Origin of the sequence: Longimicrobium sp., assembly GCF_036399935.1 — a bacterium.
Classification (GTDB): Bacteria; Gemmatimonadota; Gemmatimonadetes; order Longimicrobiales; family Longimicrobiaceae; genus Longimicrobium.
Genome location: NZ_DASWMD010000074.1, coordinates 90,457 through 101,640, shown reverse-complemented (window position 1 = coordinate 101,640; position 11,184 = coordinate 90,457). Strand labels below are relative to the sequence as shown.

The 11,184-nt window shown below is 70.7% G+C and carries 9 protein-coding genes; 6 read left to right on the top strand and 3 right to left on the bottom strand.

The features are described from left to right. Positions 1-448: 448 nt before the first annotated feature. Together VGB24_RS22370 and VGB24_RS22365 are read left to right on the top strand one after the other, a co-directional pair. Positions 449-817 carry a GntR family transcriptional regulator gene (locus VGB24_RS22370; protein ID WP_331075141.1) on the top strand — a complete coding sequence of 123 codons (369 nt, stop codon included), beginning with the start codon at positions 449-451 and terminating at the stop codon, positions 815-817. Between the two features lie 10 nt (positions 818-827). Next, a complete protein-coding gene (locus tag VGB24_RS22365; RefSeq protein ID WP_331075140.1) occupies positions 828-1,820 on the top strand; it encodes a slipin family protein in 993 nt (330 codons plus the stop codon). A gap of 310 nt (positions 1,821-2,130) precedes the next feature. Here the strand turns inward: VGB24_RS22365 and aceB are convergent, their stop codons facing one another. The 3 genes from aceB to VGB24_RS22350 form a co-directional block, all read right to left on the bottom strand. Then, positions 2,131-3,744 (bottom strand): malate synthase A, encoded by a 1,614-nt coding sequence (aceB, locus tag VGB24_RS22360; RefSeq protein ID WP_331075139.1) that lies wholly within the window; start codon positions 3,742-3,744, stop codon positions 2,131-2,133. 518 nt (positions 3,745-4,262) lie between these two features. Further along, on the bottom strand, positions 4,263-4,715 hold the full coding sequence (gene trxC / locus VGB24_RS22355) for a thioredoxin TrxC (RefSeq protein ID WP_331075138.1): 453 nt from the start codon (positions 4,713-4,715) through the stop codon (positions 4,263-4,265). A gap of 11 nt (positions 4,716-4,726) precedes the next feature. Beyond that, positions 4,727-5,641, bottom strand: coding sequence for a sulfurtransferase (locus VGB24_RS22350; RefSeq protein WP_331075137.1), 915 nt, complete (start codon positions 5,639-5,641; stop codon positions 4,727-4,729). A 573-nt stretch (positions 5,642-6,214) separates the two neighbouring features. On the opposite strand from VGB24_RS22350, the gene VGB24_RS22345 reads away from it, so the two are divergent. The 4 genes from VGB24_RS22345 (at position 6,215) to floA (ending at position 11,184) form a co-directional block, all read left to right on the top strand. Beyond that, a complete protein-coding gene (locus VGB24_RS22345; protein WP_331075142.1) occupies positions 6,215-8,743 on the top strand; it encodes a PAS domain S-box protein in 2,529 nt (842 codons plus the stop codon). 34 nt (positions 8,744-8,777) lie between these two features. Further along, positions 8,778-9,359, top strand: coding sequence for a TIGR00730 family Rossman fold protein (locus VGB24_RS22340; protein WP_331075136.1), 582 nt, complete (start codon positions 8,778-8,780; stop codon positions 9,357-9,359). A gap of 78 nt (positions 9,360-9,437) precedes the next feature. Beyond that, positions 9,438-10,055, top strand: a complete 618-nt coding sequence (locus VGB24_RS22335) for an NfeD family protein (RefSeq protein ID WP_331075135.1) — start codon at positions 9,438-9,440, stop codon at positions 10,053-10,055. Positions 10,056-10,188: 133 nt separating this feature from the next. Continuing rightward, positions 10,189-11,184, top strand: coding sequence for a flotillin-like protein FloA (gene floA / locus VGB24_RS22330; RefSeq protein ID WP_331023935.1), 996 nt, complete (start codon positions 10,189-10,191; stop codon positions 11,182-11,184).

Here is an 11,184-nt window from a genome sequence, read left to right as displayed (position 1 = left end):
CGGCTGACTCCTTCCCTGTAGCCCATGCACTCTCCCCGGTCACTGTGCTCGCCGTAAACTTACAGCAGCTCCGGGAGTTTCGACACACTCTGTGGAGCGGCCCCGGGTTACTCAGCCCTGACACCGTGGATTGCAGCGACTGAGGGATCCGCCACACAGCGCGCGTTGTGCGCAGCAACTACGGACGCCTCACTGCTGGTTTGGTATCGGCGCACGGATCCGCTGGTCCGCGGGCCGGAGGATCTGTGGCGGCGTCGATTTGTTTGCGTCGCGCGAAGTGTGTGGCGGATCCCTCAGTCGCTGCCGTCTGACGTGCAGGGGCAGATTCGCCGTGGCCGCTCCATCGGGATGACAGGTGGGCTTCGGCGGCCATTCGCTGAGCCCGCCGATTCTCTCACGCTGGGCGGAAACACTTGACCGCGGCACCCGGCTGCCGCATCCCTTCCCCATGTTCTACATCGATTCAACCGATCCCACGCCGGTGGAAGCGCAGATCGTCCGCACGGTTCGCGCGGCGATCGGGGCCGGCGCGCTGGGCCCCGGCGACACGCTGCCCACCGTGCGCCAGCTTGCCGTGGACCTGCGCGTGGGGGCCAACGCCGTCGCCCGCGCCTACGCCGAGCTGGAAAAGCAGCGGGTACTCGAAACCGTGGCCGGGGTGGGCACCGTAGTGAGGGCATCTTCCGACGCCATCGACCGCGAAGAGCTGCTCGCGGAACTGTGCGCGCTGGAAGACGGGTTCCTGCGCGAGGCGGCCGCGCTGGGATTTTCGCTGGACGACGTGATCATTCACCTGGACAGCCGCCGCAACCGCTAAGGGGGACCGCATGCCGGGCACCGACCTCACGCAGTACAAGGCGAACATGCCCCAGCTCACCCCGGGAAGCGCGCCGCGCGGCAACGTCCTGGGAACGTTGGCGCTCACCATTCCGTCCGTCATCGGCGGGGCGATCACGGCGGCCGCGGGGGAGCCGCTGGCGCTGATCGCCGGGATCGGAATCGGCTGCGTGGCCATGTTCTCGCCCAAGATCGCGCAGCAGTGGGAGCGCGCGGTGGTGCTGAAGTTCGGCAAGTACGTGGGGCTGCAGGGCCCGGGCGTGTTCTGGGTGATCCCGGGCGTGCACAAGGTGGCGGCCTGGGTGGATCATCGCACCACCACGACCTCCTTCGCCGCCGAGCAGACGCTGACCAGCGACGCCGTGCCCGTGAACGTGGACGCGGTGCTGTTCTGGACCGTGTACGACGCGGAAAAGGCCACGCTGGAGGTGCAGGACTACCGGCAGGCGGTGAGCTGGGCATCGCAGACCGCGCTGCGCGACATCATCGGCCGAACGTCGCTCTCGGAGCTGCTGGCCGGGCGGGAAAAGATCGAGCAGGAGCTGCAAGGCCTCATCGACAGCCGTACGACCCCGTGGGGAGTGACGGTGCACTCGGTGGAGATGCGCGACGTGGTGATCCCCGCGTCGCTGCAGGATGCCATGAGCCGCCAGGCGCAGGCCACGCGCGAAAAGCAGGCGCGCATCATCCTGGGCGAGGCCGAGGTGGAGATCGCCAAGCTGTTCGAGAAGGCCGCCGAGAGCTACCAGGGAAACCCGGTGGCGCTGCAGCTTCGGCAGATGAACATTCTGTACGAGGGGCTAAAGCAGAAGGGCGGGATGATGGTGGTGCCCAGCACCATCGTCGACAGCATGGGGGCGAGCGGCATCATGGCCGCCGCCGCGCTCGCGAAGCAGTCTCAAGACGAGCGCGCCACGCCGCCGGCCCTGTCGGCGGACCCCTTCGCCGGGAGCGAGCTGCGGATCGTCACGGACGACGATTGAAGGGGCCCCACTCCCGGCCCCTCCCCGCACAAACCAGCCGGTCATCCAGCCAGTGCCTCGGCTCCGCTGGGGCGAATGAATTCGCGGCAACGAAGGCCCAAAGTCCGCCTACGCGGACTGCATGCGAAGTCGCGTGCACCAGGCCCGCCGGAGCGCGTTTCAGGTCTCCCCCTCCCCTGCGAAGCGGGGGACGGGGGCCGGGGGGAGGGGGCTCCCAAGGCATGCGCCCAACCCAGTCGAACCCCGCCCGAAGTTCTCCCCTCTCCGCACAGCAGTACCGTGCGGGGAGGGGCCGGGGGTGGGGCACCCCTCAGTGCAGGATTTCGTACGCCGGAAGGGTGAGGAACGGAACGAACTCGGTGCCCAGCACCAGCTCGTCCAGGAGCGCGCAGGCAGACTCCAGGCAGCGCGTGTCGGTGCGCTCGGCGCGCAGGGCCGCCATCTCGGCGTCGCGGATGCGCGTGTAGTCGTCCGGCGTGAAGTAGCCGTCCTTGTCGCCGTCGTCGGCGATGGGGGTGCGGTTGCGGATCCACTGCCACAGCTGCGCCCGGCTGATCTCGGCGGTGGCGGCGTCTTCCATCAGGTTGTGGATGGCGACGGCGCCGTTGCCCTGCAGCCACGCCTCGATGTACTGCAGCGCCACGTTCACGTTCAGCCGCGCGCCGCCCTCGCTCACCTGCCCGCCCACGATGCCCGTTTCCAGCAGCGCCGCCGACCGCACGTTCACGTCGTCGCGCTGGCGGTGCTTCTGGTTGGGCCGGTCGCCCAGCACCGGGTCGAACTCGGCGCGCGCCACGGGCACCAGGTCCGGGTGCGCCACCCAGGTGCCGTCGAAGCCCTGTCCGGCCTCGCGCGCCTTGTCCTCGCGCACCTTGGCCATCGCACGCTCGTTCACCTCGGCGTCGCGGCGGCTGGGGATGAAGGCCGCCATCCCCCCCATGGCGTGGGCGCCCCGGCGGTGGCAGGTCTTCACCAGCAGTTCCGCGTAGCTCTTCATGAAGGGAACCGCCATCGTGACCTGCACCCGGTCGGGGAGCACGAAGTCGCCGCGGTTCCGGAACTTCTTGATCATGCTGAAGATGTAGTCCCAGCGGCCGGCGTTGAGGCCCGCGGCGTGGTCGCGCAGCTCGTACAGGATCTCATCCATCTCGAACGCGGCCAGGATGGTCTCGATGAGCACCGTGGCGCGGATGGTTCCGTGCGGAAGCCCTAAGGCCTGCTGCGCGTGGGTGAACACCTCGTTCCACAGGCGCGCCTCGAGGTGGCTTTCCAGCTTGGGCAGGTAGAAGTACGGGCCGCTGCCGCGCTCCAGCAGCTCGCGCGCGTTGTGGAAGAAGTACAGCCCGAAGTCGAACAGCGACGCGCTGATGGGCGCGCCGTCCACCAGCACGTGGCGCTCGGAAAGGTGCCAGCCGCGGGGGCGGACGATCAGCACGGCCGTCTTGTCCTTCAGCCGGTACTGCTTGCCCCCGGCATCCAGTGACAGGGTGCGGCGGATGGCGTCCGCCAGGTTGGCCTGGCCGTGCAGCACGTTCTTCCACGTGGGCGAAAGCGCGTCCTCGAAGTCGGCCATGAAGCAGCTGGCGCCGGAGTTCAGCGCGTTGATCACCATCTTGGCGTCGGTGGGCCCGGTGATCTCCACGCGCCGGTCCTCCAGGTCCGCCGGGCAGGGCGCCACCGTCCAGTCTCCGGCGCGCACCTCGGCCGTCTCGGCCAGGAAGCCGGGGTCGTTGCCCTGGTCGATCCACTCCTGCCGCTCGTCGCGCCGGCGCAGCAGCTCCAGGCGGGTGGGGTTGAACCGGCGGTGAAGGTCCGCGACGAAGGCCAGCGCCTCGGGCGTCAGCACGCGCGCTGCCGCGCCGTCCGCGTCTCCCAGGACCTGAATGCCCTGCACCTGCCCCGCTGCTTCGTCCGCGACCGTCATCTGCGTTCCTCTCGGGATGATTCGTTCGACCTCTGCACATGAGCGACAGGGCATCGCCAGGGAGGGATGCCGGTGCGCGCCCGCGGAAAGTACGACTCGCAACAGTGGTTCCACGAGCACGATTCAGCAACAATGCTGTGAGGCAGATTCGCGTATGCGTGGTGGATGTTGTTGAGGCAAAAGCAGATGGCGGGATAACTAAGATTCTTGCCGCTCCGCGCGGCATGGTGCACTGTAAAGGTCCGTCGAGCGTCCACCTTGGAAAGCCGCGACTATGAGAGACGAACGGACGGCGAAACCAGTGGAGAAGCGGGCCTGGCCGCGCGGGTTCTGGGAAGAGTTCTGGAAGGACGGACCGGCAGGTGTGGACTTCGTCGTACCGGAGCCGCTCCCTGACGCGCCGCATCGTGATGCTGTGCTGGAGACGCACCTGCGCGAGCAGTCCTGAGGCTGCGGTTGCCCCTCCCCCGCAAACCGCGCGGGAGAAGGGAGTCCGTTCGCGGGGCGAGGTCCGTCGTCTAGCGCATCGCCGAGTCGAGGAGCGCGTTGAGGCGCGGCGCGGGGAGGGCGCCCATCTCCCTCGCCACCTCGCGGCCGCCGCGGAACACGATCAGCGTGGGGATGGAGCGGATGCCGAAGCGCTGCGACACCATGGGATTGGCGTCGGTGTCCACCTTGGCCACCAGCACGTTCCCCATCCGCTCGACGGCCACCCGGTCCAGCACGGGCGCCATCATCTTGCAGGGCGCGCACCAATCGGCGTAGAAGTCCACCAGCACGGGCACCGGCGAATCCGCCACCACGCGGTCGAACGCGGCGTCGGAAAGGTGCAGCGGCCGGTCGAGCGCGATCGCCTGCTTGCAGTGGCCGCACTTTGGCCCGTGGGTCGCGCGGGCCAGGTCTACGCGGTTCAGCCGTCCGCACGAGGGGCACTGCACCGTCGCCTTCTGCTGCGTCGTCGTCGTTTCCATTGCCCTGCCTCCTACCGCTCCACGGGAAAGTCGGCGCCCCGCCGGCTCCACTCGATGAACGAGCCGTCGTACATCTTCACGTTCCGCTCCAGGTAGCGCGCCACGTAGTAGGCGTGGCTGGCCTGCACGCCCGTGCGGCAGTACACCACCACCGTGTCGGCCTGCGACGCCTCGGCCAGGGTGTACGCGGAGGCCAGCACCTCGGGCGAGCGCAGGCGCGGGTCCGTTTCCGAGATCAGCGCGTCGCGCCAGAACAGGTTGTGGGCGCCGGGAATGTGGCCGGGTCGCGTGACGCCATCGCCCGGCGTGGCGCCGCTGAACTCCGCGGCGGGGCGGGCGTCGACGAACACCACGCTGGTGTCGTTCAGGCGGTCGCGCACCCACTCGGCCGTCACCACCAGGTCGGCACGGGGCCGCGGGGTGAGCGATCCGGGCCGTGCGGCGGGCACCTCCGTCGACACCGCCCGCTCGTCGGCCCGCCACTTCTCCAGCCCGCCGTCGAGAATGGCGTGGTCCGCGTGTCCCAGGTAGTCCAGGGTAAAGAACGCGCGCGCGGCCAGCAGCCCCTGCAGGTCGCCGTACAGGATCACCCGCGAGTTGTCGGACACCCCGACGGCCTCGAACGCCTCCTCCAGCTGCTGCACGGAGGGCAGCTCGTTGGGAATACCGTTGCGCTCGGCGACGATGGCCGACAGCGGCAGGAAGCGGGCACCGGGGATGTGGCCCGCGTCGTAGCTGGTGCGGTCGCGGCCCACGTGCAGCACCACCACCTGGGGATCGTTCAGCCGCCGCGCCAGCTCCCCCGAGGTTTCGCGCAGGTCCTCGTTCCACTTGGGCATGGGATTGGACTTGGGGATCTGGACCGGGCAGGCGGCGGTGGAGGCCACCAGCGCGGCTCCGAGCATCAGGGGAAAGAGCTTTCGCATCGGCGTTCCTGGGGGGCATGAGATCGGGTGCGTCGCAGTGCTGGCCGCAGAGTGATGCAAGGGAAGTGCGAACCCCGGGGGCGAATGATTTCGCTGCAACAACCACACGAAGTCCGCCTTCGCAGACTGGCTTGCCCAGGTGGGGGTCGAAGCCCGGCGCGCGCCCGGAAGGTGGTGCAGTTCTCCCCCTCCCCCGCTTGCGGCCCGCTTGCGGGAGAGGGGGCCGGGGGGAGAGGGCAGCCGGGGAGTGCACGGCCGATCTCGAAATGGCTCCCAAGCCTGCTACAGGCTCAGCCCACTCGCCGGCACTCCCCTGATGCACTACTAGGCTGGCTCCCTTCCCCCGCGGGGTTTGCGGGGGAAGGGCTGGGGATGGGAGGCGCCCGCCGAAGCTCCGGAGCCAGCCTTCACGGATTGAAGTTCCCCCCTCGCCGCGCGTAGTTTGTGCGGGGAGGGGCCGGGGGAGGGGCCCGCCGGTCCCGAGATTGCAGGCCTGAATCCGTTTCGGCTGGTTCGCGGCGCGCCCGGCCCGTCGGCCCGCCGTCGATTGACTCCGTTCTCGTGCTGCCGGTGATGCGGATAGGGTGGAAGGGAGCGTTCGCAAGCGAGCCGGGTTCGTTCCTGAACCCCGGCGAGGCCGTGCATGGGGTGCTCGCGCTGGAGCTTCCCGATGCCGCGGCCGCCGTCCTGGCCCTGCTGATCGCGGCGGTGGGCGCCGCCGTCACCTGGTGGCTGGTGCAGCGCGGCCGGGCCGGGGCAGAGCAGGCGCGGCTGTACGAGCAGGCCGAGTCTGCCCGCCGCGACCTGGAGCAGCTGGCCGAGCAGCTGCAGGACCAGGCGTCGCACCTGCAGGAGCAGACGGCCGAGCTGGAGGCGCTCAACGAAGAGATGGCCACCTCCGAGGCCCGCCTGCGCAGCACCATCGACTCGTCGCTCGACGCCATCGTCATGACCGACGACGCGAGCGTCATCATGGAGTGGAACCACCACGCCGAGCGCCTGTTCGGGTGGAGCGCCGACGAGGCGATCGGCCAGACGCTCGCGCAGACCATCATCCCCCCGCGCTTTCGCGAGGGGCACCAGAGGGGCATCGACCACTACTTGGCGACGGGCGAGGGACCCATCCTCAACCGGCGCATCGAGATCTCCGCCATCCGCCGTGACGGGACGGAGTTTCCCGTGGAGCTCACGGTGGCCCCGGCGCGCTCCGGCACCCGCGTGCTCTTCAACGCCTTCATCCGCGACCTCACCGAGCAGAAGGCGGCCGAGCGCCGCCTGACGGCCGAGCACGCCGTCACCCGCGTCGTCGCCGAGTCGCACACGCTGCACGAGGCCGCGCCCCGGCTGCTGCAGGTGATCGGCGAGTCGCTGCACTGGCCCGTCGGCGTGTTCTGGGTGATGGACACGGACGGCGAGCAGCTGTGCTTCGCGGGACGGTGGACGGCGCCGGATGCGGCCGATCCCGGCCAGGGCGTCGCCGACCCCGCCCTCACCTTCGGCCGCGGCCGGGGTCTTCCCGGCCGCGTGTGGGAACGGGGCGAGCCGACGTGGGTGTCGGACGTCACGCGCGACGCGAACTTTCCGCGCGCCGCGAGGGCGGCCGAGGCGGGGCTGCACGGCGCGTTCGCGTTCCCCATCCGCGCCGCCGACGAGCTGATGGGCGTCATCGAGTTCTTTCACGAGTCGGTGCTGGCGCCCGATCCCGCGCTGCTGGAGGCGGTGGACGCCATCGGCCGCGACATCGGCCAGTCCATCAAGCGGGTCCGTGCCGAGGAAGCCCGCGACCAGGCGCTCCACGAGCTTGCCGAAGCCAACCAGCGCCTGGCCTCCCGCACCACCGAAGCCGAGTCCGCCAACCGCGCCAAGACCGAGTTCCTGGCCAACATGAGCCACGAGCTGCGCACCCCCATCAACGCCATCATCGGCTACTCCGAGCTGCTGGAGATGGGGATCACCGGGCCCATCACCCCGGCGCAGCGCGCGCAGCTGGGCCGCGTGCGCGCCAGCAGCCAGCACCTGCTGGGGCTGATCGAGGAGATCCTGGACCTCTCCAAGATCGAGGCGGGCCGCTTTCGGGTGGAACGCGTGGCCGCGCCCGTGGTGGAGACGGTGGATGCGGCCCTGGCGCTCGTCACCCCGCAGGCGGCGGAAAAGGGGCTGCACCTGGCGCTGGACTGCGATCCCGGGGCCGACACGTGGTTCATGGGCGATCCCGACCGCGTTCGGCAGATCCTGGTGAACCTGCTCTCCAACGCGGTGAAGTTCACGGCGGGGGGCGGCCGGGCGAGCATCCACTGCAACGTTTCCCATGCGCCGGCCGACGATGCGCAGCTGGCGGGGGCCGGGCCGTGGGTGCGCCTGCAGGTGGAAGACACGGGGATGGGGATTGCGCCCGACCAGGTGGAGGCGATCTTCCAGCCGTTCGTGCAGGCCGACATGGGACGCACGCGCGCGCACGGCGGAACCGGGCTGGGGCTTACCATCAGCCGGCAGCTGGCACGGCTGATGGAAGGAGACCTGACGGTGAGGACGGCGCCGGGCGAGGGCTCGTGCTTCACCCTGTGGCTCCCCGCCGCCGCGCCCGGCCCCGCACCCGCGCACGCGCCGGAGCCCACCCTCGCGGTGGAGCAGCGTCCGCGCGGGGTGGCCGAGATGGGCGAGGCGCTGCAGGCCCGCATCGCCGACGTCCTGAACACGGTGAACGAGCGGCTGCGCGCCGATGCGGCCATCCCCGGGGCGGCGGGGCTCACCGAGGCGGAGCTGGAGGACCACCAGGCCACCTTCCTGGCCGACATCGCCCAGGCGCTGGTGCTGATCGGCCAGACGGGCGCCGACCCCGCGCTGATGCGCGACGGCTCCGACATCCAGCGGCTGATCGCCGCCCGCCACGGTCTTCGCCGCGCGCAGCAGGGGTGGACGGAGGAGGGGCTGCGGCGCGAGTTCGCGATCCTGCGCGAGTCGCTGGACGAAGCGCTGCACGCCGCCACCCGCGCGGGCGACCACGAGGTAGGCGCGGTTCGCGAGGTCCTGCGGAGCCTGGTGGAGCGCGCGGAAGAAATCAGCATCCAGGGCATGCGCTCCGGCGCCTCCGCGGCCGAGTAGGCCCCGTTCGCATCGCCCCCACACGAGATCACCCGTGAAGCGAATCTGTGTCTTTTGCGGCTCCAGCGCGGGCATGCGGCCGGAGTACGCCCAGGCGGCGCGCGCGATGGGCACCCTGCTGGCCGAGCGCCGCATCGGCTTGGTCTACGGCGGCGGGCGCGTGGGATTGATGGGCGTGGTGGCCGACGCGGTGCTGGCCGCCGGCGGCGAGGCCGTCGGCGTGATCCCCGAGGCGCTGATGCGCCGCGAAGTGGGGCACGCGGCGCTGACCGAGCTTCACGTCGTGGGCTCCATGCACGAACGCAAGGCGCTGATGGCCGACCTTTCCGACGGCTTCATCGCCATGCCCGGCGGCTACGGCACCTTCGAGGAGTTCTGCGAGGTGCTCACCTGGTCGCAGCTGGGCATCCATCCCAAGCCCTGCGGCCTGCTGAACGTGGCCGGCTACTATGCGCCGCTGCTCGCCATGTTCGACCACGCGGTCGCCGAGGGGTTCGTCCGCACGCAGCACCGCGGCATCGTCCTGGAGGCGGACGACCCCGCCTCGCTGCTGGAGCGGATGGCGGCCTTCGCGCCGCCCCCCACGGAAAAGTGGATCTCCCCCGGCCAGCGGTAGCGCGCGCCAGGGTTGGATTGCGCGCGCGGAGAGTGTAGACTGAACGCGTCCACCCGCATCCCCCGCCACCGCCGACCCATGCGCCACACCGCCCTTCGCGCCCTGCTGCTCTCGCTGGTGCTTCCCGCCACGGCCCACGCCGCGCCGCTGCTCCCCCCGTCCACGATGCCGCTGGGCATCGCCGGCTGGGAGCCGCTGCTGATCCTCATGGCCGGCATCGTCCTGCTGCTCGTGGAGTTGTTCGTGCTCCCCGGGTTCGGGGTGGCGGGGATCCTGGGGGTGCTGGCGATGATCGCGGGGGTCGCGATCGTGCTGGGCGGTCCCACGCCGGGGGCGGGCGACGCGGCGCTCGCCGGTTTCGCCGTGGTCTCGGCCCTCACGCTGCTGGGGGTAGCCGCCTGGGCCATCGTCGCCAGCCGGCGCGGCGGATACAAGGCGCTGTTCGGGGGAACGCTGGACCGCGAGGGCGGCTACCTGGCCGCCGTGCCGCGGCCGGAGCTGGAGGGGCTGCAGGGCGTGGCGCTCACCGACCTTCGCCCCGCGGGGACGGCGGAGGTGGCGGGCGAGCGGCTGGACGTGGTGAGCGACGGCGGATGGATCGACGCCGGCACCCCCGTCCGCGTGCTGCGCGCCGAGGGCTACCGCCACGTCGTGCAGCCGCTGGCCCTTCCCCCGGCGCCCGAAGCGGAGGGCTGAGCGGGGCCCATCCGGCAGCAGCTCGCAACTTCTTTCGCCCCAACCTCGTACATCAACTCCGCCGGCCGATCTCGCGGCCGCGCTCGCTTCCCGCCCGCCGGGCGGGGCTCACCGCTCCACAGGATACGCTGCAATGGAATTCGCGGCCGGCAGTCTGCTCGTTCTGCTCTTCTTCGGCTTCATCCTGCTGGTGGTGCTCTTCCAGCTGATCCCCGTCGGCCTGTGGGTGCAGGCGTGGACGTCGGGGGTGTACGTGCCCTTCAGCAAGCTGGTGGGAATGCGGTTCCGCCGCGTGAGCCCCAGCCGCATCGTCAACCCGCTGATCACCGCGCGCAAGGCGGGGCTGCCGCTGGACGCCGACGAGCTGGAGGGGCACTACCTGGCCGGCGGCAACGTCGAGCGGGTGGTGCAGGCGCTGATCGCGGCCGACAAGGCCAACATCGCCCTGGCCTTCAACCAGGCGGCCGCCATCGACCTGGCCGGGCGCGACGTGCTGGACGCCGTGCAGACCTCGGTGAACCCCAAGGTCATCAGCACGCCGCGCGTGGCGGCCATGGCCAAGGACGGGATCCAGCTGATCGCCATCGCCCGGGTGACGGTGCGCGCCAACATCAACCGGCTGGTGGGCGGCGCGGGCGAGGAAACCATCCTGGCGCGCGTGGGCGAGGGCATCGTCAGCACCATCGGCTCGGCGGCCAGCCACGCGGCCGTGCTGGAGAACCCCGACAACATCAGCAAGACGGTGCTGAGCAAGGGGCTGGACGCGGGAACGGCGTTCGAGATCCTGTCCATCGACATCGCCGACGTGGACGTGGGCAAGAACATCGGCGCCGAGCTGCAGACCGACCAGGCCGAGGCCGACAAGCGCGTGGCCCAGGCCCGCGCCGAGGAGCGGCGCGCGATGGCGGTGGCGCTGGAGCAGGAGAACCGCGCCCGGGTGGAGGAAGCCCGCGCCCGCGTGGTCGAGGCCGAGGCGCAGGTGCCGCTGGCCATTGCCGAGGCGTTCCGCCGGGGCCACCTGGGGGTGATGGACTACGCGCGGTACCAGAACGTGCAGAGCGACACGTCCATGCGGCGCGCGCTGGCCGGCCCGGGCGCCGCGGCCCCCGAAGGCCCCAAGGACAGCTGA

Excerpts from the sequence above, each read along its gene's own strand:
- VGB24_RS22370 (WP_331075141.1), top strand. The coding sequence starts at position 449 with ATGTTCTACATCGATTCAACCGATCCCACGCCGGTGGAAGCGCAGATC.
- VGB24_RS22365 (WP_331075140.1), top strand. The coding sequence starts at position 828 with ATGCCGGGCACCGACCTCACGCAGTACAAGGCGAACATGCCCCAGCTC.
- aceB (WP_331075139.1), bottom strand. The coding sequence starts at position 3,744 with ATGACGGTCGCGGACGAAGCAGCGGGGCAGGTGCAGGGCATTCAGGTC.
- trxC (WP_331075138.1), bottom strand. The coding sequence starts at position 4,715 with ATGGAAACGACGACGACGCAGCAGAAGGCGACGGTGCAGTGCCCCTCG.
- VGB24_RS22350 (WP_331075137.1), bottom strand. The coding sequence starts at position 5,641 with ATGCGAAAGCTCTTTCCCCTGATGCTCGGAGCCGCGCTGGTGGCCTCC.
- VGB24_RS22345 (WP_331075142.1), top strand. The coding sequence starts at position 6,215 with ATGCGGATAGGGTGGAAGGGAGCGTTCGCAAGCGAGCCGGGTTCGTTC.
- VGB24_RS22335 (WP_331075135.1), top strand. The coding sequence starts at position 9,438 with ATGCGCCACACCGCCCTTCGCGCCCTGCTGCTCTCGCTGGTGCTTCCC.
- floA (WP_331023935.1), top strand. The coding sequence starts at position 10,189 with ATGGAATTCGCGGCCGGCAGTCTGCTCGTTCTGCTCTTCTTCGGCTTC.